Here is a 20,682-nt window from a genome sequence, read left to right as displayed (position 1 = left end):
TCGTTCTACACTTTTTTATGAGCAAGAAAGCCACCATTTATGATATTGCAAAAGAGCTGAAAATAACTGCAGCTACTGTCTCTAGGGCTTTAAACAACAATCCTAAAATAAGCGAAAAAACTCGCGACCTGGTTCTTGCCACTGCTGAAAAATTAAATTATAAACAAAATAGACTTGCCGTTGCACTTAAAAGTGGCAAGAGCAATAATGTAGGTGTGGTAGTACCGTTTATTAATAAGAACTTTTTTGCCTCTGTAATACGTGGTATTGAAGAAGAACTCTATCCAAAAGGCTTTCATGTTATCATTTCCCAAACCCATGAGGAAAATGATCGTGAAAAGAAAATTATTCAAAATTTGATAAATGCTCAGGTCGATGGCATTCTAGTGTCTACCTCTTTTACAAATGAGAATAAAAATCAATTACATCAGGTTTTAAAAAAATCTTCTCCCTTTATATTTTTTGATCGTGTTTTACATTTTGATGATATTAGTACGGTAACCATAGATGATTATCAAGGTGGCTTTGATGCAACCGAACATTTAATAAACCAAGGCTGCAAAAGAATAGCCCATTTTAATGTAAATCAAAATATTGAACTATATAACAACAGATTTAAAGGCTATAAAGATGCACTTTCAAAACATGGTGTAGCCTACAATAGCGATTACGTAATTACCTTAAAAAGTGATATGGAAGCAGGTAAAGAAGCTGCTGAAAAACTCATGAACTTGCCAGTACCACCCGATGCTATTTTCTCTTCTACAGATAATGGATTGTTGGGAGCTGTAAAATACCTACAAAGTATAGCTGTAAAAATACCAGAAGATTTTTGTGTAGTAGGATTTAGTAATGAGCCCTTTACCCAATTTTTAGAGCCATCTATTAGCTCTGTAGATCAGTCGCCCGTAGAAATGGGAAAAATGGCTGCTAAAGTATTCTTAGAGCAGATAGAAAGTAATCAAGACGTGAAAATTCATAAAGACGTTGTGCTACCTGCTAAATTGATTATTAGAAAATCATCTAGCAAACACAAGTAAATTATAATTTCATCTCCCTCCCTACAATCTCAATTAAGCCAATAACTATCATAGCGCAATTTTACAAATCAAATAAGCTAGGCAACCATAAACTTAACTGTGGAATATAGGTTACCAAAAACAGTGCAACAATCATTGCTATAAACAAAGGCAATAAAGGCTTAAAGACTTTCTCTATGGTAGTTTTGGCTACACCAACCCCAACAAATAAGACCGACCCTACAGGTGGTGTACACAATCCTATACATAAATTAAGAACCATGATAATACCAAAGTGAACAGGATCCAAACCTAGTTTTGTTACAACTGGTAAAAATATTGGAGTGAAAATTAAAACTGCGGGTGTCATATCCATAAAAATACCTACGAACAATAACAATAAGTTGATAATCAATAGAATAACAATTTTATTATCACTTAAGTTTAAAATTCCGCTACTAATATCCTGTGGAATGTTTTCATAAGACAATGCCCATGACATACACATAGAAGAACCTATCAATAACATAACAATTGCAGTCGTAGCCGAAGAATCCAATAAAATTTGAGGTAGTTTTGGCAAGGTAATTTCCTTGTAAATAAAACCTAAAATTAAACTGTATAGTACAGCAATGGCAGAAGCCTCTGTAGCTGTAAAAATCCCCGTTACTATACCTCCTATTACTACTACAAGCATAAAAAGACTAGGTAATGCATCAATAAACGTTTTACCTACTTCTTTTAAGCTACTACGCTTACCAACTTTATATTTCTTCTTTTTCGCCCAAAAAGATGCCACTATCATTAGAAATAATCCTGTCATAATACCAGGAATGTATCCTGCCAAGAATAAAGCTGCAATAGACGCACCACCACTTGCTAATGAATAAACGATCAATACATTACTTGGTGGAATAATTAAACCTGTGGTTGCTGATGTTATATTTACTGCCGCACCAAATTCTTTAGAGTACCCTTCTTTTTCCATTTCTGGACCTAAAATACTTCCCATGGCAGATGCAGATGCCATTGCTGAACCAGCGATAGCTCCCATTAACATTGCAGCAATTACATTGATTAAAGCCAAGCCGCCAGGAAAGGACCCTACCAAAGTTTTTGCAAAAGCAATGAGTCTGTGAGCAATACCACCTTTATTCATCAATTCACCAGAAAGTACAAAGAAAGGTATAGCCAAGAGGGCGAAACTATCTAAACCGGTCGCCATACGCTGCGATACTGTAGTGAATGCTGGCATAGCAGGTATACTTACTAACATGGTCAGTAAAGATGAAATAGCAATACTCCAAGCTACCGGCGTACCTATTGATAACAAACAAATAAAGCTTAGTACTAAAACAATAATTGGTAGATGCTCCATCATGAATTGATATTTTTTAAGTCAGATATTTTGTAATACATAATCAATAAACCGCTAATGGGAATTATAAGATAAACTACTGCCAATGGTAATTGTAAAGCCGGTGATTGTTGCCCTAGAACATAAGAGATATACACCAATCTTGATCCACCTATTACAAAAGCGAAAAAGACAAATAGAATAATTAAAGTGGTTACAATAACTTTTAATTTTTTCTGTGTTTTCTTACTTTGCCTTAATGGTAAAATATCAATAGCCACATGTAAGTTTCGACCAGAAACATATGCAGCACCAAGTACACCGATCCAAATCATAAGATAACGCGCCAGCTCATCTGTAAAGGAACTTGGATTGCCCGTTACATATCTTGTAAATACTTGCCATAGCACATTTATGACCATAACTGACATAATAAGCACCAATGTCTTGCCTAAAATGGAATCTATTTTGTTTCGCATAGTAAACTATTTAGTTTCTTGAATTTGTTTGATAAGCGAATACATTTCTTTATCCTCTTTATAACCTTCAAAAATGCTTTGTACTTTTTCTGCAAAAAGTGATTTATCTGGTCTTATAACTTGTACTCCTGCTTTTTGAACTTCGCGTAATGCTTCCTCTTCTGCTTCTGCCCAAAGAATTCGTTGGTATTTCACCGATTCTTTCACTGCTTCTTTAAGCCATTTTCGCTCTTGCTCATTTAACTTATCCCATACATATGTACCTATCAATAAAACATCTGGCAACACGGTATGTTCATCTAAAGAATAATATTTACAAACCTCATAATGTCTAGAAAGGTAAAAACTTGGAGGATTATTTTCTGCACCATCAACTACCCCTTGTTGCAGGGAAGTATATAATTCTCCCCATGAAATTGGAGTTGGGGAACCACCAAGGGCTTTTACCATATTAACAGCAGTGGCACTTTCCATAACCCGTATTTTCTCACCGATCAAATCATCTGGTTTTTCAATAGGTTTATTCATGGTATAAAAACTACGGCTACCGGCATCATAATATCCTAAGCCTTTTAACCAATATTTCTCACCGTCGTTCAATAACATCTCTCCAATAGGTCCGTCAAGTACATTAAATGAGTGTTGACGATCTCTAAACAAAAAAGGAAGACCAAGAACCTTCATTTTTGGAGCAAAATTCTCCAATACACCAACAGATACTTTGGTCATATCTAAACTACCGATCTGTAAAAGTTCTAAGCATTCTCTTTCAGTACCCAATTGCTGACTAGGATAGATTTCAAGTTTAAGCTTACCCCCAGATCGCACCAACAAATCTTCAGCCATTTTTACCATTGCCTTGTGTACAGAATGGCTAACATCTAGACCATGACCCAATCGTAATGTTTTTACTTCGCTTTGTATTTCACAACCTAAAAAGGTGCCAATTATAATGAATAGCAGTACGATTTTTATAGTTTTCATAGCTTTATATTGCTTAAAATTTGAAATAAGCTTTGGCATTGTTATAACTTATATCTTGAATTATTTTACCAACCAATTCAAAATCTTGAGGCAGTTCACCTTTCTGCATTTCTTGACCAAAGAGGTTACAAACAATTCTTCTAAAATATTCATGTCTAGGGTATGAAAGAAACGATCTAGAATCTGTCAACATACCAATAAAACAACTTATTAATCCCATATTAGATAAGGCATTTAGTTGCTTTGTCATTCCATCTTTTTGGTCCAAAAACCACCAACCAGAACCAAACTGCATTTTACCTTTTACCTTACCATCATTATAGTTACCAATCATGGTTGCCAATACTTCATTATCAGCCGGATTAAGATTATATAATATAGTTTTAGTAAGCTTGTCTTTAGAATCTAAGGCATTTAAAAAACTTGAAAGCGTTCTTGCTTGCGAATAATCTCCGATAGAATCCCAACCCGTATCCGGACCTAAAATTCGGGTCATTCTCGCGTTGTTATTCCGTAATGCACCTAAATGAAATTGCTGTATCCAGCCGCGAGAATGGTATTGTTCACATAGAAATAATAAAATTGCAGTTTGAAATTTTTCATCCTCCTCTAAAGTTAATTGCTTTCTCTCTGTCCTTTTTTGGAAAATATTCTCAATTTCAGCATCTGTAAATACTCTAAACGGAACATAGCTTAAACCATGATCAGATAATGTGCATCCGTTTTCAGCAAAATAATCTAATCGTAAGGAAAGCGCATCGCACAAAGACTTATAAGAATCTATGTTTACGTTACTAACAGCCGAAAGTTTTTCTAAATACTCAAGGTAGGTATCATTAGAAATAACAATAGCCTTATCTGGTCTAAAGGCGGTACTTACCTTTGTATTGAAATTACTATTCTTAATTTTAACGTGGTGATCTAAGCTATCAATAGGATCCTCGGTTGTGCAAATAACCTCTACATTCATCTTCTTAATTAAACTTTGACAGCTATATTCTGAAGTTTGAAGTTTTGCTGTTGCCTCATCATATATTTCGCTAGCCGTATCGGCATTCAACAACAAATCAATATCAAAATAGCGTTGAAGCTCTAAATGTGTCCAATGATATAACGGATTTCTTAATGTATAAGGCACCGCTTTACCCCATTCAAGAAATTTCTCTTTATCTGGAGCGTCACCCGTAATATATTTTTCATCAATACCAAAGGTTCGCATCGCACGCCATTTATAATGGTCTCCATCATTCCAAATTTTGGTCAGGTTTTCGAACTGCCTATTATTAGCAATTTCATCTGGTGGTAAATGACAATGGTAGTCTATAATTGGCATTTGCGAAGCATAATCATGATAGAGCCTTTGCGCAAATTTATTTTCTAATAGAAAATCATTAGTTATAAAGGTTTTGTTTTTTATCATATCATTATTATTCAATTGTAGTTTTTACTTGACACTACTTATCATTACTTTAAAATATCAATATCATTTTAACTAGAAGGCAATCGGTTGTATTTCTATAAAAAAAATTCAAACCAACACAAAAAGTAAACTTACATTCAAAACCTACTCCTATTTACATAAAGAGCGCTTTAGAAATTGCTTTACAAGTCACCGTCAATTTAATGCAATCGATTACACAAATATATCTAAATTTATATATTCAGCAAGTAATTACACTTGAAATTACATTTATAAACAATTTGAACGCTACAGAATAAACATTTCATAATTAAGCATAGAAATACACTGAATTAAACGTAATTTTTCTCATACTTTATCAAAAAAGCTTGAAAAAACAACAATCGGACAACAAAAATTAATCTATAAATTGAAAAAAAGCGGTCAAAACACCCCTATTTCGTTAAATTGTTCATAAATACTATTATCTAATAGTCTCATAACTATATACAATTGACAAAGAATTGCGTAATTTGAATATTATGTTAACTTTGAAAAAAAAGAAGCAAATGGAGTTACTTGAAAAAGCTCAGGAATTTATAGGTCGAAAAATGAGTAATATGTCTACCAGTGACCGAGTAGAAGCGTCGAGAGAGGCAAAAGCACTTATTTTAAGTATTAATGAAATATATAAGGAAACTAAAGATTCTAACTTAATGGATGTAATGAAAGAAGTTACAGTCAAAAAGAAGAAAATCGAAAAACGATTGAACGGAGTACCTTTAGTATAAGCTTTATAAGACTTATTTAAATTTCTTTTAAGAGTTTAATTGAAATAAAAAAATCCCTTGAACTTGGTTCAAGGGATTTTTTTATTTCAATACTATTTTACCCTTCTACAAATTACGAAGCCTGATTTAAACAATTTCTGCGCTAAGTCCTGCTTGCAGTAATTTAGAACATTGTGGTTTCAATTCTTCATACTCACCAGTCTTAACCGTACACTTACCTTTATAATGTACTATTAAAGAACATTGCTCAGCCTGTTCTGGTGAATGCTCACAAACAGACATTAATGTATTTATAACATGGTCAAAAGTATTGACCTCATCATTAAAAAGAACGATCTCATTCTGCTGAACCGTTTCTTCTTCTAAAAGTAATTCTTCGGAAATTTCTTCTATTGTGCTCATCATATTCCAATTAATACCTTCTAATTTACATATTTTGCGGCAACCCAATTATTACGTTCAAGGTTTTTTTCAAACTTTAACGCTAAATCAGTACACTTTTGTGTGATCATACCTAAGTCTTCAGTATAAAAACCACTTAGCAACAAAGTACCGCCTGAATTCAAAGATTTTGCATAACTAGGTAAGTCTGCCAATAAAATATTTCTATTAATATTAGCGATTATTAAATCGTACTTCTTGCCCTCTAGTAAAGCTACATCGCCTTCATATACAGAAATGAAGTCCATATTATTACGCTCAACATTTTCTTTAGCATTTAAGTAACACCAATTATCAATATCTATAGCATCAATTGTTGTTGCCCCTCTCATACCTGCTAGAATTGCTAAAACACCTGTACCACTGCCCATATCTAAAACAGTCTTCCCTTTCACATCTAACTGTAAAATATGCTGCAACATCATATGAGTTGTTTCATGATGACCTGTACCAAAACTCATTTTTGGTTCAATAACAATGTCATAATCTACGTTAATGGTCTCATGAAATGGAGCTCTTATCATACAAATATCATCAACAATAATAGGTTGAAAATTTTGCTCCCAAGTAGCGTTCCAGTTCTCCTGCTCTATTTCTTTATAGTCGAAAGTAAATTTATAACGAGGATTCTCTAAAATAGGAAGATCCTCTAATATAGCTTTAGACCAATCAGTTTTTTGAATGTATGCCAACACATCATCTTCTTCTTCAACAAAACTTTCAAAACCGACTTCACCCAATTCTGCAATGAGAAGGTCTGAAGCCGGATCTTTTGGTTTTACCGTAAAACGGTATTCAATATATACTGTATCACTCATTTTAAATACTTAGCTTAAATAGCTTTAATGATAGCAATAAAATCGTCAGCAACTAAAGAAGCACCACCAATTAAACCACCGTCAACATCTGGTTTGGAAAAAATCTCTTCTGCATTACCTGGCTTAACACTACCACCGTAAAGAATAGTTACATTATTAGCTATAGTGGCATCAAATGCTTCTGAAATAGTTTTGCGAATAAATGCATGCATTTCTTGTGCTTGTTCAGGAGAAGCAGTCTCACCCGTACCAATTGCCCAAACTGGCTCATACGCCAAAACAATATTAGTCCACGCAGATGGTTCTAAACTAAAAAGCACATTCTTTAACTGGCTTTCAACTAGCTTGAAATGGTTTCCAGATTTACGATCTTCTAATTCCTCACCGAAACAGAACATTACACGAATACCTTTATTTAAAGCTGTAATAACTTTCTTTGAAAGTATTTCATCGCCTTCAGCAAAATACGCTCTTCTTTCTGAGTGTCCAATAATTGCAGTATCAACACCAATATTCAACAACATATCTGCAGATATCTCACCAGTAAATGCACCACTTTCTGCATAATGCATGTTCTGTGCAATAACTTCAATTTTAGAACTTTCTAAAGCACGTACGGCACTAGCCAAGTTTACATATGTTGGCGCAACCATAACCTCTGCATTTGTATCTGGCAACTTTGCCGCCAACTCTGCTAAAAGCGTTTCAGTTTCCTCCAAATTCTTGTTCATTTTCCAGTTACCTGCTACTATCTTTGCTCTCATGTTGTTTTATTTCTAATTATACTATTTCGCTTTAATTTCTTAATTGAAGATTAAATCTTCTAAATCGTTGTAATGAACTTTCTGTTTTATGGTACCTTTTTCTAAAACCAACACTCCGGGGTTTGATCTTACAATAGTCTTAAGTGTTGTCTCATCTGTAAAGTAAAAATCAAAACCTAGGTTGTACTCTTTTACCAAAGCATCCGTTTGTTCTGGACCAGAAGCTGACATACCTACTACTTTATATCCAGCTTTTATAGCCTTATCGGCTACTGTTTTAATATTCTTGAACTCTTCTAAATTCGTTTTTCTTAAATCATAGGCTATTACCATAACCAATTTTGGTTCTTGTAATAAAGAGGCAGCGAAGTCCTCTCCTGCCTGCTCTATGGTAAAATCATGAACAGGTGGTTCATAGCCCGCTTGTATCTCTTCTGTTTCAACATCTATAAATTCCCCATCTACAGTTGGGTAATCACCATTACTAATATGAATTTCTTCGTTACCGTTTACATCAAACTTCCATCTGTATTCAAAAATAGCTTTAGGCGCATCATCTGGTGTACTCATACCCTCTTCTATATTCTTACCTATTTCATAAGGTCTAAAATCTATTACTGGCAAGTGGTTTAAAACATAATATACATAACCAATACAAGCAAAAAACGATGCTGATAAAACTGTCGTCAAGACTTTTGAATTTACTAACGGTGTAATATATTTTCTACCTACATATATGATTAATATTAGTGCCAACAACACTACATCTTTCGTAAAAGACTCCCAAGGGGTTAACTTTATAGCATCGCCAAAACAACCACAATCAGTTACTTTATTGAAGTAAGCAGAATAAAAGGTTAGAAATGTGAAGAATACAATCATGGCAATCAGCGTCCAAATCGTGATTTTGCGTTTGTAGCCAAGTATAAGCATAACACCAACCATGACCTCTACAATCACTACAAGAATTGAAATTGCCAAAGCAAAAGGAGTTAGAAAAGGCAGATCTAACACACCTTGACTAAAATATTCTTCTAACTTAAAAGAAAAACCAACAGGATCGTTCAGTTTTATAAATCCGCTTATAATAAAAAGTATACCAACAAAAATTCTTACGACACCTACTAAATACCTCATTCTTATTCTTATTTTGATTCTGAACCTAAATGTATCAATGCAAAAACAGCATAATTAATCATGTCTTGATAATTGGCATCTATACCTTCGCTTACCAAAGTTTTACCCTTATTATCTTCTATCTGTTTTACTCGAAGTAATTTTTGCAAAATTAAATCTGTTAGAGAACTCACTCTCATATCTCGCCAAGCCTCACCATAATCATGGTTCTTGTTCAACATCAATTCTTTGGTAATTTTAATATGCTTTTCGTATAATTCTACCGCTTTTTCGGTGTTTAAATCGGGCTGATCAGCAACACCAAGTTCTAATTGAATTAATGCCATTACCGAATAGTTTATAATCCCGATAAACTCTGAACGCTCACCTTCATCAACCTTACGAACATCGTTCTCTTGAAGACTACGTATACGTTGTGCTTTAATAAATATTTGATCTGTTAGCGATGGCAATCTTAAAATTCGCCATGCACTGCCGTAATCTGTCATTTTTTTCTGGTACAGATTTAAACAAACCTCAATAACCTCATCGTATTCCTTTGCCGTATCTAGCATGTAATTCTATCTAATTTGTGTAAATTTCGCTTAAAAAATTGGAACCATCAAGATTGACGGTTTAAACTTGGAAAATGCCACAAATTCCTATTAAAAATTGATAATGACCATAAATTGCAACGGTAAACTTTTATCATTAGATCAGCCCAAAGTAATGGGTATTTTAAACGTTACTCCTGATTCTTTTTTTGATGGCGGAAAATACAAAGACGAAAAGAGTATACTAAATCAGGTTGAAAAAATGCTGAACGAAGGTGCTACTTTTATTGATGTAGGCGCTTATAGCACAAGACCAGGTGCCTTAGAAGTTGATGAAGCTATCGAGTTAAAGCGGATAGCACCCATTGTCAACTTAATTCTAAAGAATTTTCCAGGCATCATACTCTCTATTGATACTTTTAGAAGTAATGTCGCTAAAGCATGTGTTGAAAATGGCGCTTCCATAATTAATGATATTTCTGCGGGATTGCAGGATAGCGATATGTTACCCACCGTTGCCAAGTTACATGTACCATACATTATGATGCATATGCGCGGCACGCCACAAAACATGCAGCAAAAAACAGATTATGAAGATGTTGTAAAAGAGGTGCTTTCATTTTTTTCAGAGAGATTAGTTGCAGCTAAGGCATTAGGAATAAAAGATATTATCATTGACCCAGGTTTTGGCTTTGCTAAAAGTTTGCATCAGAATTACAAACTTTTAAACCAAATGGAGGTAATGAAAATCATTGAGCACCCATTATTAGCTGGTATCAGCAGAAAATCGATGATATATAAGACTTTAGACACAACTGCCAATCAAGCATTAAATGGTACAACGGCACTACATATGATCTGCTTACAGAAAGGGGCTAATATTCTTAGAGTACATGACGTAAAAGAAGCCATGGAATGTATTAAACTCTATGAACAATTAAATGCCTAAGTTTATATGAATTTGTTGTCGTCAATTTTATTAATTTTACTAAAACGGTACTGATTGGATTTTTTAAATTTTATTGACTTTAAGATTACAGATGTTCTAGACATCATATTTGTTGCCGTACTTCTATACTACATCTACAAATTAGTTAGGGGATCAGTAGCCATTAATATTTTTATCGGGATTGTCATTGTATGGGCTTTTTGGAAATTGACCGAATTGCTAGACATGCAAATGATCAGCAGTATGGTAGGTGCATTTATGCAAGTCGGACTTATTGCCCTAATTATAGTTTTTCAACAAGAGATCAGAAAATTCCTTTTAATGATCGGCTCTACAAATTTCGCAAATAAGAGAAACTTTGTAAAGCATTTTAAATTCTTAAAACAAGAAGGTCTATCCACAGATACAGATGTTGATGCCATATTAAAAGCATGCGAGAAAATGGCTAGTACCAAAACAGGAGCTATTTTGGTTATCGAACGTAATAACTCCTTAGATTTTATAAAGAGTACAGGTGATCGCATGAATATTGAAATTAACCAACCTATTCTTGAAAGTATTTTTTACAAAAACAGTACACTTCATGATGGTGCTGCTGTTATCGTTGGAAATTATATTGTTGCTACTAGAGTAATTTTACCAGTTTCCAACGAACGTAATATTCCGCTGCGTTTCGGATTACGACATAGAGCCGCAGTAGGAATAAGTGAAAAGACCGATGCCCTAAGCATCGTAGTAAGTGAAGAAACAGGATTGATATCTTATATTAAAAACGGAGAATTTGTTCTTTACGATTCCATTACCCAATTAGGGAATATGCTTAAACAAGATTTGATATAGTGGAATGTAAAAACTGCCATACCAACCTAAGAACCGATTTCAGTTATTGTCCCGATTGTGGTGCTAAAGTAATTCGCAATAGACTAACCGTAAAAAATCTTTGGTATGATGCCACAGAAAGATTTTTCAATATAGACAACACCTTTCTTATCACCTTTAAACATCTATTTACAAAACCAGATGAAGTAATTGGCGGTTATATTAACGGAGTTAGAAAAAAGTATTTAAATCCGATTAGTTATTTCACCATTGCAATTACACTTGGCGGACTATTTGCTTATGTATACTCTGAGTTTTTCCCAAATGCTCTAGATTTTGATTTTCTTTATAAATCTGGAGATTCGATTACCGAGGCAGAAAAATTAGGACAGGATTTTCAAAAACAATGGAATGCTTACCTAATAAAATATCAAAGTCTCTTTTACATGGCTATGCTGCCATTTTTGGCATTACTTTCTAGACTTGTATTTCTCAACAAAAAGCAATTTAATATAAGTGAGCATTTTGTAATTAATATTTATGCATACTCACATTTAACTATAATCATCAATATTGCCTACTTGCTAACGATTTGGAATTCTAAAATTATTTATTATGTTTCAATGGGAAATATGATATTTCAAATAGGATTCTTTACTTGGGTATTTTACAAACTATTTAATCTAACTATCAAACAAACAGTATTAAAACTTCTACTATTTCTTGTTTTATTCGCTGCAATATTTTTTATTTTCATGATCATCGCAACAGTATATATAGCCTTATTTACTGATACATTTCAGAAAATGGCACCATAATTAAGCAACCTCCTCAGCCAAGAACTGAGCCTCGTATAGATTACTATAATAACCACCTTTTTTAAGAAGTTGTTTGTGCGTTCCGGTTTCTACGATATTACCGGCATCCATTACAATAATTTTATCCGCTTTTTTAATAGTAGCTAAACGGTGGGCAATTACTATAGAAGTTCTCCCTTGCGTAATTTTATCTGTAGCAGACTGAATTAACTGCTCAGAATAGGTATCTACAGATGACGTAGCCTCATCTAAAATCAGAATACTTGGGTTACTTACATAAGCCCTTAAAAAAGCAATTAGCTGTCGCTGACCACTAGAAAGCATAGTACCTCTCTCTTTTACATTATACTGATAACCACCTGGCAAACTCGTTATAAACTCATCTACACCAATAGCTTTAGCAGCATTCTCTATATCAGAAACACTTATCGCAGAGTTTTTTAGAGAAATATTATTGGCGATCGTATCTGCAAACAAAAAGACATCTTGTAATACCACGGCTATATGCGTGCGTAATGATGATAAATTGTACTCTTTAATATCTACGCCATCAACTAAAATAGCACCAGAGTTTATCTCGTAAAACCTATTCAATAAATTAATTATCGTACTCTTACCAGCACCGGTAGCACCTACAATAGCAACTGTTTCTCCTGCTTTTACATCAAATGAAATTCCGTGTAAAACCTCTTCATCTTCTAAGTACCCAAAATGAACATCATCAAATTTAATATCGCCATTAACTACATCTTTCTCAAGAGAACCTATATTTTGAATATGACTATCAGTATCTAAAATTTTAAAAACTCTGTTAGCGGCAACCATCCCCATTTGTAGGGTATTGAATTTATCTGCAATTTGACGAAGTGGTCTAAAAAGCAAATCGATCAACATTATAAAAGCGAAAATTGTACCTGCTATATCCGTAGATATATTAGCAACATTTTGCAATCCGCCATACCAAACAATTAACCCCACGGTAAGTGATGAAACAATTTCTGCAATCGGGAAGAAAATGGAATTATACCAAACTGTTTTCAACCAAGCTTTTTTATGCTTTTCGTTAATTTCTCTAAACTTATCGCTCTCAATTTTTTCTCGGGTAAATAGCTGTACTATTTTCATACCCGTAATACGCTCTTGTACAAAAGAATTCAGATTAGAAACCTCTGCCCTAACTTCTGTAAAAGCAACTTTCATAGCTTTTTGAAACCATCTTGTAGCATACATTATTATAGGTAACAACGCAAAAACTATTAAAGCGAGTTTCCAATTTATGAATAGCATAACAATGGCGGCAACTACCATTTTAAGCAAGTCTGCCACAATCACGAAAAAACCTTGACTAAATATCTCGCCTATTCGTTGCATATCTGCAACAGCTCTTGTCACCAACACGCCCAACGAAGAATTATCAAAATACTTCATTTTAAAAGAAAGCATTTTTTTAAAGAGACTTATACGAACATCTTTAATAACAGATTCGCCTAACCAGTTTGCGTAATAATTAAAAGCCAGCTGACAAATTACTTGACCAAGCAACACTACCAACATAGCTATAGTTAAGTACAGCAACATCTCTGCATTGCTTTCTTTTATGGCTTCATCAATAATTTTCTTGACAATTAAGGGAGTAAGAATAGCAAAACAAGACAATAATATAGCAGCCAATGCAACGCCATAAAAAGTAATTTTGTACGGTTTTGTATAGGCGAGTAAGCGTTTAAAAAGACGAGTGTCAAATGCTTTGCCAGAATCCTTATCCATTCTTTAAAATAGTATTGGGGTAAACAATAGAGGTCAAATATAGTCCTTTTGCAGGAACAGAAACACCTGCTTTTGTTCTATCCTTGCTTTTTAATATGGTATTAACATAGTCTGCCGGGTATTTACCCAATCCCACATTAATTAATGTTCCAACAATGGCCCTAACCATATTACGAAGAAATCGGTCTGCCGTAATCGTAAAAACAAGTTGATCCTTTTTTCGCTCCCATTTCGCCTCTCTTAGGTCGCAAATATTAGTATACACATCTGTATTCGACTTTGAAAAACATTCAAAATCCTTTTTACCCAACAATAATGCAGCGGCACTATTCATTTGAGCTATGTCCAAGTCTTTCTTTACAAAATGAGCCAAATCTGTAGAAAAAGGGTCTTTCTTTTTATCTATATGATATTCATAAGTTCTTGCCGTAGCATGAAAACGTGCATGTGCATCATGTTCTACTTCAAAAATTCTATGAACCGCAATATCATTTGGCAAGAAAGAATTTAATCTAAAAATATATTCAGGTATATTATCTAAAGCATCAATATCGAAATGGGCATACATTTCTTTGGCATGAACACCGGTATCTGTACGACCTGCACCCATAAGCGAAACAGGCGAATTTAACAGTTTAGACATGCCGTTCTCTAGCACTTCTTGAACGGTAATGGCATTAGGCTGATTTTGCCAGCCATGATAAGCTTTACCGAAGTATGAAAATTGAATGAAGAATCTCAAAAGTATGTGCTAATTTTGTATCTCACAAAGGTATTAAAAACGATACGTTTTAACATTCCATCCTGCTAAGACAAATAAAAATATTAGTTGCTCAATAAAGCGAGTCTATTTTTCCAATCAAATTGAAATCTAAAAATGACCAAAATCCTCTTACTTTCTGATACTCATTCACATATTGACGATGCCATATTAAAGCATGTAAAATGGGCAGATGAAGTATGGCATGCTGGTGATATTGGATCTTTAGATGTTACCGATGCAATTGCAAAATTAAAACCTCTAAAAGGAGTACATGGGAATATTGATGACCATATTATTCAAAAAGAATTTCCAGAAAACAACAGATTTTATTGTGAAGGTGTTGATGTTTTTATAACTCATATAGGAGGATACCCACCTAAGTATAATATGAGAACCCGAGATATGATCAGAGAAAATCCCCCAAAATTATTCATTTGCGGCCATTCACATATTCTAAAGGTAATGATGGATAAAAAATTAGGCGTATTACATATGAACCCAGGTGCTTGTGGCAAGCATGGTTTTCATCAAGTACGTACCATGTTACGTTTTGTTATAGAAGGTGATAATATCAAAGACCTTGAAGTAATTGAGTTAGGCAAAAGATAAAACACAGGGCATTTTCACTAATCTACACCCTGTATTTTAGCTAATTAATATTCGAACGAAACCCCTAAAGAAAATGTGCCGCCATCATAAATATTCTTACGATCGACTAAAAAACCCGCATAGTCAGAATATTGGGCAACCACATTAAAATGGTCGGTTACCTTGTACATAGTAGTGATACCATAATTAGTAAAAGTAGTACCCTCGCCAAACAAGAACGATCCGCTTTGTACATTGTTTTCTGATGATAACCGCTCTTGAATTTTAAGCTTACCAATGAGATACAGTTTATCAAAAAACAAATGACCTAGCTCTACCCCAGCCTGAAATTGATTACTAAAATCTTCTGTTCTAAAATTAACACTGGAGAAAGCAGAGGCGTAAGTTTTACCATTTTTAAAGCCATGTGAAGCTGCAAGGGTTGTCCACACGTTAAACTCCCCATCAGAAATAGGTAAGTTAATTTCATCAAAATCACCAAATGCATTCGCAGTCTTAGATTGCGCAAAATTACTACCATCATTAGTAGGTATATCTAATGCTACTTGTAATGACAATGGGAAGCTTTTTAATAATTTATACTTCACCCCTAGTTGAATATTACCTACACCGCCAACAGTTTCTGTAGTGCTAAAACTATTTAAACGAACCAATGGCAAATCAACAATCGCCGTAAACCTATCAGATATTCCGTATTCACCATAAATTAAAAGTGCACTCGTATTAAAAGTACTTCCTTGATCGGCCAATCTACCTTCTGTGGTATAATAGTTATTAGAAGAGAAATGCGCTGCAGATGCTTGAACATAAAATCCTTTAGCCTCTCTCGTCCATCCACTTTGCGCTTGAGCATAAAAAGTAAAGAAGCAACAGCATATAAATAGGATATTTTTTATTTTTTTCATAATTCTGTTATATTAAAAGTAAAAGGGCTGTTTTAAACCACATAATAAAAAAAGCCCTTGGGAGACATAGAAAAACAGAATCATGTGTCTCTATTCCCAAAGGCAGTAAAAAATTATATTAGTTTAAAGCAACATTACCAAATGGTATGTTAGCTGTAGCACACCAAAGAACAATGTGTGTATATTTAGCATCAGGTGTATCACTCAACTTAATAAACATCTCTCCATTATCAGCTACATTACCAATAAGCATTAAATCTGGATTTCCGTTTGCTGGATCAGGAGTAAATACTGCAGAAGTTGATAGAAAGATACCTACTGTACCAGTTCCTAATTCAGTTGTAAAATCATCTGCAAAGCGAACAAAATTTGTATCATCGGCATCAACACCTACTTCTACCAAGCCTTGTGTTGGCGTACCACTCTCTGCAACCAGGTTACCACTTAAGCTCACCAACAAATCGCCAACAGGCAATGAAGAATCCACTTCAACGGTCTCTGTCACTGTTACTACATCTGCATCATCATCTGAGCAGCTAATAAAGAAAGTTGTCATGGCACTAGCTAATACTACAAGAGCAAATTTTCTGTTTTTCATAATCGTAATTTTTAAAATGTTTAGTTTAAAAACAGAGTAACTAACGACTATCGTTAGCCTTGCTGTTTCTTGGAACAAACATAGAAATGTGATATCACGAAGAATTCAAGAAAAAGTAAACAGTTTATCACAGCAGGTAGAAAAACTGCGATATTTCTGTGATACTTAAAGAAAGGAGTACGTTAAGTTTAGAAAAGTAAAGTCATAAAAAAACCCGGAAACTACCCCGGGTTTTAACGCACTAATACTACTAAGATTATAGGTCTAACGTAAGCGATCAACAGATTTTACAAGATCTTCATCCTTTTTTATAGCCTTGTTAGCAAGAACCAAAAAAATGATAGAAAATACTGGAATCAGCATCCCAATACCCTTCTCAGAAACCAAAGTCTCTCCGGATAAGTTTAGTGATCGGTAAACGAAAAATCCTAATAAAAAAACATTTAATATCATGTTCAGCCTGTTTATTACAAACTGAGATTTTCTATTTTTAAATTGTACCATAGCCCATATTGCTAGAACAGTACTTGCATAAAAGGCAATAGAAATAAGCATTTCATTATTTGCAAATACTTCAGTACCATCGATATGTATCCATAGGTTAAAGAAGAACGGTAGAATACCTGTAAGTATTGCTACAACTATCAAATAAAGGCTTTGTATTCTTTGAATCATAAATCAATTACCACTTTACACTGCAAAAATACATGTCTTTTCAAAAAATATAACCCTTTTATTCAAAATAATTTGTAATATTGCTACGTTATCATGTCATAACACCTACCAGTAAGGAAATTATCTCCTTTAAATTATCCAAATAAAATATTTACTTCTTACAATACAAACTCATATAATTTATTCTACTACTTAATGTTTGAGATTTCAGATTTAAAATCAAAAAAGCTACCTGAATTACAGGAAATTGCGAAAGGACTTAAGGTTCCTAAATTCAAAACCTTAAAAAAACTAGATTTAGTTTATCAGATTTTGGACTTACAAGCCGCTAACCCGAAGGTTGCTGCAGCGATAGCTCCTGCTGTTACTGAAGCAGTCAGCAAGCCTGCAGAAGTAAAACCAAAACCAAAGCCAAAGCCAAGACCTAGACCTCGTGTTGAAAAAAATACGAACAAAGAAACTAATGCTCCTGAAAAAGTAGCATCAGAAAAGGTGGCACCAGCTAAAGTCAATGTAGCTAAAACAGAAAATACTCAAGAAAGTGATTCGAAGGAACCTGTTGAGCAAAAAAGACCAAGACCAAGACCAAAAGCTGCCAACCAGCCTAACAAAAAGAATTCGCCTCAGAATAACAATCATAAAAATAAGCCTAATCCGAGACCGACTCACGACAAAAGTAATTTTGACAAAGATTTAAAGAATAGGTATAAGGAACCTGAGTATGAGTTTGACTCTATTATTGCCAGTGAAGGTGTTTTAGATATCATGCAAGATGGATACGGATTTTTACGTTCTTCTGATTACAACTACTTATCATCACCTGATGATATTTATGTTTCTCAATCGCAAATACGTCTTTTTGGCTTAAAAACCGGAGATACAGTATTAGGTAATGTAAGACCACCTAAAGAAGGAGAAAAGTATTTTCCACTTATTAAGGTGAGTAAAATTAACGGTATAGATCCACAAATAGTTCGTGACCGTGTGTCATTCGAGCATTTGACTCCGTTATTCCCACAAGAAAAATTTAATTTGGCAGAACGCCAAAGTACGATATCAACGCGTATTATAGATTTGTTCTCTCCTATTGGAAAAGGACAAAGAGGTATGATTGTATCTCAACCAAAGTCTGGTAAAACCATGCTTTTAAAAGATATTGCCAATGGTATTGCTGCAAATCACCCAGAAGTTTATCAAATTATATTATTAATTGATGAACGACCAGAAGAAGTTACCGACATGCAACGTAATGTACGTGGCGAGGTTGTAGCTTCAACTTTTGATAAAGAACCAACAGAGCACGTACGTGTAGCCAATATTGTTTTAGAAAAAGCTAAGCGTTTGGTAGAATGTGGTCATGATGTTGTAATTCTTTTAGATTCCATTACACGTTTGGCAAGAGCATACAACACAGTGCAACCTGCGTCTGGTAAAGTATTAAGTGGTGGTGTTGATGCCAACGCATTACACAAGCCTAAGAGATTCTTTGGTGCAGCCCGAAATATTGAAAATGGTGGCTCCCTAACCATAATTGCTACGGCCTTAACAGAAACTGGCTCTAAAATGGACGAGGTTATCTTTGAAGAATTTAAAGGTACCGGTAACATGGAGCTTCAATTGGATCGTAAAATTGCCAACAGAAGAATTTTCCCTGCTATTGATCTTACATCTTCTAGTACACGTAGAGATGACATGCTATTAGATGAAGCTACTCTACAACGTATGTGGATCATGCGTAAGTATCTTGCAGATATGAACCCAGTAGAAGCGATGGAATTTATTGAACAACGCTTTAAACAAACTAAAAACAACGAAGAGTTCTTAATGACTATGAATCAGTAGAACAATTCTAACTTATATTTTAAAATCCCGAGTTCGTAAAGAAATCGGGATTTTTTTATTCCATAAACTCTGGCTCTACATAAAACCGGACCACTATTATTCTTTTTAATATCTTTAGCATATAACAAAAGAACTCTCCCCCAGTCTTTTACCAATTTTCGTATTAATAATTTTAATTCCTAGAAAATGAAAAGACCAACCACCTTAAGTACCAAAATCGCCTTATTATGCGCACTAACAGCAATCATTAGTTGTAATCAACCACAAAAAGCAAGTAATCCCAAAAATGAAGATCCAATAATTGTTGAAGCACCTACACAACTCATCGCAATACCTGAAGCGCAAAGTATGTATAACTCTTATAGTAAAAGAAGAGTACCATTAATTCAACACTACGAAGACTCTATAAATACAATTCATAAAGATGATAAAGAATTTGATGTTAGTAGATTTGTATACTATGACTATAAAACTATTAAGCAATACTTAGCTTTTATAGAACAAGAGGCCGAAGATGCGGATGTAGAAATTTCGACTTTAAGGTTTTATTTTTCTAATTATCCAGATGAAGTCGTTTTTGAAAATACAAAAGACTCCATTAAACACCCTAGGCAGAATTCTATAATGCTTTCCCCTACCTATAATGACGGAAAACGGGATTACCTTTTCTACGTAGCACAAGGCGCAAAAGGTAAGCAAGCAATACCATTAACTAACGACTTTGAAGATATAAAGGGATACAGCACTCGTATGCAAGAAAGAAACAAAGTGTATGCAACTATTGCACCTAGCTTTAATTCAACAGCTGCAGCACCACTTAATCTTCAAGAGTCACAAAGCTTAACTTTAAATAGAGGGTCTGGTGTACCACCACCAAAAAACCAATAATTTTACAATAATAAGGTTGAAAATTATGCTAGAGTACCTTTTGGACAATTACTACATGCCACTCTATTTTATAGCATTGGTTCTATGTATAATTAAATATCAATTATACTATGATACAGTATTAAGGTATTTCCCAATACTACTTACCTACACCTTCATGACTGAAGTATTAGGCCTAATAGTAAGAGACGTAGATGACATTCAATTAGTATACAGGCAAGAGTATTACAATTACAACACCATAATTTTCAATATATATGATATTATTTTCTTTCTATATTTCTTCTATGTCTATTATCAATTAAGTAATAATAGACTCACTAAAAA

The 20,682-nt window shown here is 34.0% G+C and carries 22 protein-coding genes; 8 read left to right on the top strand and 14 right to left on the bottom strand.

Annotated features, from left to right (window positions below):
• Positions 1-17: 17 nt before the first annotated feature.
• Positions 18-1,040, top strand: a complete 1,023-nt coding sequence (locus tag BUC31_RS08120) for a LacI family DNA-binding transcriptional regulator (RefSeq protein WP_073242897.1) — start codon at positions 18-20, stop codon at positions 1,038-1,040.
• Between the two features lie 61 nt (positions 1,041-1,101).
• On the opposite strand, the gene BUC31_RS08115 is transcribed toward BUC31_RS08120, so the two are convergent.
• From BUC31_RS08115 to uxaC, 4 genes are read right to left on the bottom strand one after another with little or no spacing between them, the layout of a single operon-like run.
• Positions 1,102-2,397: a TRAP transporter large permease gene (locus tag BUC31_RS08115; RefSeq protein WP_073242895.1), complete on the bottom strand. Its 1,296-nt coding sequence runs from the start codon at positions 2,395-2,397 to the stop codon at positions 1,102-1,104.
• Complete coding sequence (locus BUC31_RS08110; RefSeq protein WP_073242893.1) at positions 2,397-2,855, bottom strand: TRAP transporter small permease; 459 nt, start codon at positions 2,853-2,855, stop codon at positions 2,397-2,399. Before BUC31_RS08110 ends, BUC31_RS08115 begins: the two co-directional genes overlap by 1 nt.
• Before the next feature lie 6 nt (positions 2,856-2,861).
• The gene (locus BUC31_RS08105) at positions 2,862-3,839 is read right to left on the bottom strand and encodes a TRAP transporter substrate-binding protein (RefSeq protein WP_073243824.1); all 978 of its coding nucleotides are present in this window, start codon (positions 3,837-3,839) and stop codon (positions 2,862-2,864) included.
• A gap of 13 nt (positions 3,840-3,852) precedes the next feature.
• Positions 3,853-5,259, bottom strand: a complete 1,407-nt coding sequence (gene uxaC / locus BUC31_RS08100; protein WP_073242891.1) for a glucuronate isomerase — start codon at positions 5,257-5,259, stop codon at positions 3,853-3,855.
• A gap of 548 nt (positions 5,260-5,807) precedes the next feature.
• On the opposite strand from uxaC, the gene BUC31_RS08095 reads away from it, so the two are divergent.
• Positions 5,808-6,029: a hypothetical protein gene (locus BUC31_RS08095; RefSeq protein ID WP_036157855.1), complete on the top strand. Its 222-nt coding sequence runs from the start codon at positions 5,808-5,810 to the stop codon at positions 6,027-6,029.
• 126 nt (positions 6,030-6,155) lie between these two features.
• Here BUC31_RS08095 and BUC31_RS08090 read toward each other — a convergent pair whose 3' ends face one another.
• The 5 genes from BUC31_RS08090 to BUC31_RS08070 are packed head-to-tail and all read right to left on the bottom strand — an operon-like array spanning position 6,156 to position 9,743.
• Positions 6,156-6,431 (bottom strand): ATP-dependent Clp protease adaptor ClpS, encoded by a 276-nt coding sequence (locus BUC31_RS08090; RefSeq protein WP_073243822.1) that lies wholly within the window; start codon positions 6,429-6,431, stop codon positions 6,156-6,158.
• 20 nt (positions 6,432-6,451) lie between these two features.
• Positions 6,452-7,288, bottom strand: coding sequence for a 50S ribosomal protein L11 methyltransferase (prmA, locus tag BUC31_RS08085; RefSeq protein ID WP_073242889.1), 837 nt, complete (start codon positions 7,286-7,288; stop codon positions 6,452-6,454).
• A gap of 14 nt (positions 7,289-7,302) precedes the next feature.
• On the bottom strand, positions 7,303-8,052 hold the full coding sequence (gene tpiA, locus BUC31_RS08080) for a triose-phosphate isomerase (RefSeq protein ID WP_073242887.1): 750 nt from the start codon (positions 8,050-8,052) through the stop codon (positions 7,303-7,305).
• A 39-nt stretch (positions 8,053-8,091) separates the two neighbouring features.
• The gene (locus tag BUC31_RS08075; protein WP_073242885.1) at positions 8,092-9,189 is read right to left on the bottom strand and encodes a BT_3928 family protein; all 1,098 of its coding nucleotides are present in this window, start codon (positions 9,187-9,189) and stop codon (positions 8,092-8,094) included.
• 8 nt (positions 9,190-9,197) lie between these two features.
• Positions 9,198-9,743 carry a DUF1599 domain-containing protein gene (locus tag BUC31_RS08070; RefSeq protein ID WP_073242883.1) on the bottom strand — a complete coding sequence of 182 codons (546 nt, stop codon included), beginning with the start codon at positions 9,741-9,743 and terminating at the stop codon, positions 9,198-9,200.
• Between the two features lie 103 nt (positions 9,744-9,846).
• Between BUC31_RS08070 and folP the strand changes: the two genes are divergently transcribed.
• Genes folP through BUC31_RS08055 form a run of 3 tightly spaced genes read left to right on the top strand, consistent with a single transcriptional unit; the run spans position 9,847 to position 12,308 of the window.
• Entirely contained in the window at positions 9,847-10,671 is an 825-nt protein-coding gene (folP, locus tag BUC31_RS08065; protein WP_073242881.1) for a dihydropteroate synthase, read from the top strand.
• Between the two features lie 54 nt (positions 10,672-10,725).
• Positions 10,726-11,511 carry a diadenylate cyclase gene (locus BUC31_RS08060; protein WP_073242879.1) on the top strand — a complete coding sequence of 262 codons (786 nt, stop codon included), beginning with the start codon at positions 10,726-10,728 and terminating at the stop codon, positions 11,509-11,511.
• A complete protein-coding gene (locus BUC31_RS08055) occupies positions 11,511-12,308 on the top strand; it encodes a DUF3667 domain-containing protein (RefSeq protein ID WP_073242877.1) in 798 nt (265 codons plus the stop codon). The genes BUC31_RS08060 and BUC31_RS08055 overlap by 1 nt, the downstream gene beginning before the upstream one ends.
• On the opposite strand, the gene BUC31_RS08050 is transcribed toward BUC31_RS08055, so the two are convergent.
• Together BUC31_RS08050 and truA are read right to left on the bottom strand one after the other, a co-directional pair.
• Positions 12,309-14,075: an ABC transporter ATP-binding protein gene (locus BUC31_RS08050; RefSeq protein WP_073242875.1), complete on the bottom strand. Its 1,767-nt coding sequence runs from the start codon at positions 14,073-14,075 to the stop codon at positions 12,309-12,311. It lies immediately after the preceding gene.
• A complete protein-coding gene (gene truA / locus BUC31_RS08045) occupies positions 14,068-14,817 on the bottom strand; it encodes a tRNA pseudouridine(38-40) synthase TruA (RefSeq protein WP_073242873.1) in 750 nt (249 codons plus the stop codon). The genes BUC31_RS08050 and truA overlap by 8 nt, the downstream gene beginning before the upstream one ends.
• A 135-nt stretch (positions 14,818-14,952) precedes the next feature.
• On the opposite strand from truA, the gene BUC31_RS08040 reads away from it, so the two are divergent.
• Positions 14,953-15,447 carry a metallophosphoesterase family protein gene (locus tag BUC31_RS08040; RefSeq protein ID WP_073242871.1) on the top strand — a complete coding sequence of 165 codons (495 nt, stop codon included), beginning with the start codon at positions 14,953-14,955 and terminating at the stop codon, positions 15,445-15,447.
• A 44-nt stretch (positions 15,448-15,491) separates the two neighbouring features.
• Here the strand turns inward: BUC31_RS08040 and BUC31_RS08035 are convergent, their stop codons facing one another.
• The 3 genes from BUC31_RS08035 to BUC31_RS08025 form a co-directional block, all read right to left on the bottom strand.
• A complete protein-coding gene (locus BUC31_RS08035) occupies positions 15,492-16,352 on the bottom strand; it encodes a hypothetical protein (protein WP_073242868.1) in 861 nt (286 codons plus the stop codon).
• A gap of 118 nt (positions 16,353-16,470) precedes the next feature.
• Positions 16,471-16,950, bottom strand: a complete 480-nt coding sequence (locus BUC31_RS08030; protein ID WP_073242866.1) for a DM13 domain-containing protein — start codon at positions 16,948-16,950, stop codon at positions 16,471-16,473.
• 264 nt (positions 16,951-17,214) lie between these two features.
• Positions 17,215-17,625, bottom strand: coding sequence for a DUF4293 domain-containing protein (locus BUC31_RS08025; RefSeq protein WP_073242865.1), 411 nt, complete (start codon positions 17,623-17,625; stop codon positions 17,215-17,217).
• Between the two features lie 195 nt (positions 17,626-17,820).
• On the opposite strand from BUC31_RS08025, the gene rho reads away from it, so the two are divergent.
• The gene (rho, locus tag BUC31_RS08020) at positions 17,821-19,467 is read left to right on the top strand and encodes a transcription termination factor Rho (RefSeq protein ID WP_073242863.1); all 1,647 of its coding nucleotides are present in this window, start codon (positions 17,821-17,823) and stop codon (positions 19,465-19,467) included.
• A 186-nt stretch (positions 19,468-19,653) separates the two neighbouring features.
• Entirely contained in the window at positions 19,654-20,355 is a 702-nt protein-coding gene (locus BUC31_RS08015) for a hypothetical protein (RefSeq protein WP_073242862.1), read from the top strand.
• Positions 20,356-20,682 lie beyond the last annotated feature (327 nt).

It is taken from the genome of Maribacter aquivivus (assembly GCF_900142175.1).
GTDB classification, from domain to species: domain Bacteria; phylum Bacteroidota; class Bacteroidia; order Flavobacteriales; family Flavobacteriaceae; genus Maribacter; species Maribacter aquivivus.
Note: the sequence above shows the minus strand (reverse complement) of the source record. Positions and strands in the feature narration are given on the sequence as shown.

Excerpts from the sequence above, each read along its gene's own strand:
- BUC31_RS08120 (WP_073242897.1), top strand. The coding sequence starts at position 18 with ATGAGCAAGAAAGCCACCATTTATGATATTGCAAAAGAGCTGAAAATA.
- BUC31_RS08115 (WP_073242895.1), bottom strand. The coding sequence starts at position 2,397 with ATGGAGCATCTACCAATTATTGTTTTAGTACTAAGCTTTATTTGTTTG.
- BUC31_RS08110 (WP_073242893.1), bottom strand. The coding sequence starts at position 2,855 with ATGCGAAACAAAATAGATTCCATTTTAGGCAAGACATTGGTGCTTATT.
- BUC31_RS08105 (WP_073243824.1), bottom strand. The coding sequence starts at position 3,839 with ATGAAAACTATAAAAATCGTACTGCTATTCATTATAATTGGCACCTTT.
- uxaC (WP_073242891.1), bottom strand. The coding sequence starts at position 5,259 with ATGATAAAAAACAAAACCTTTATAACTAATGATTTTCTATTAGAAAAT.
- BUC31_RS08095 (WP_036157855.1), top strand. The coding sequence starts at position 5,808 with ATGGAGTTACTTGAAAAAGCTCAGGAATTTATAGGTCGAAAAATGAGT.
- BUC31_RS08090 (WP_073243822.1), bottom strand. The coding sequence starts at position 6,431 with ATGAGCACAATAGAAGAAATTTCCGAAGAATTACTTTTAGAAGAAGAA.
- prmA (WP_073242889.1), bottom strand. The coding sequence starts at position 7,288 with ATGAGTGATACAGTATATATTGAATACCGTTTTACGGTAAAACCAAAA.
- tpiA (WP_073242887.1), bottom strand. The coding sequence starts at position 8,052 with ATGAGAGCAAAGATAGTAGCAGGTAACTGGAAAATGAACAAGAATTTG.
- BUC31_RS08075 (WP_073242885.1), bottom strand. The coding sequence starts at position 9,189 with ATGAGGTATTTAGTAGGTGTCGTAAGAATTTTTGTTGGTATACTTTTT.
- BUC31_RS08070 (WP_073242883.1), bottom strand. The coding sequence starts at position 9,743 with ATGCTAGATACGGCAAAGGAATACGATGAGGTTATTGAGGTTTGTTTA.
- folP (WP_073242881.1), top strand. The coding sequence starts at position 9,847 with ATGACCATAAATTGCAACGGTAAACTTTTATCATTAGATCAGCCCAAA.
- BUC31_RS08050 (WP_073242875.1), bottom strand. The coding sequence starts at position 14,075 with ATGGATAAGGATTCTGGCAAAGCATTTGACACTCGTCTTTTTAAACGC.
- BUC31_RS08040 (WP_073242871.1), top strand. The coding sequence starts at position 14,953 with ATGACCAAAATCCTCTTACTTTCTGATACTCATTCACATATTGACGAT.
- BUC31_RS08035 (WP_073242868.1), bottom strand. The coding sequence starts at position 16,352 with ATGAAAAAAATAAAAAATATCCTATTTATATGCTGTTGCTTCTTTACT.
- BUC31_RS08030 (WP_073242866.1), bottom strand. The coding sequence starts at position 16,950 with ATGAAAAACAGAAAATTTGCTCTTGTAGTATTAGCTAGTGCCATGACA.
- BUC31_RS08025 (WP_073242865.1), bottom strand. The coding sequence starts at position 17,625 with ATGATTCAAAGAATACAAAGCCTTTATTTGATAGTTGTAGCAATACTT.
- rho (WP_073242863.1), top strand. The coding sequence starts at position 17,821 with ATGTTTGAGATTTCAGATTTAAAATCAAAAAAGCTACCTGAATTACAG.
- BUC31_RS08015 (WP_073242862.1), top strand. The coding sequence starts at position 19,654 with ATGAAAAGACCAACCACCTTAAGTACCAAAATCGCCTTATTATGCGCA.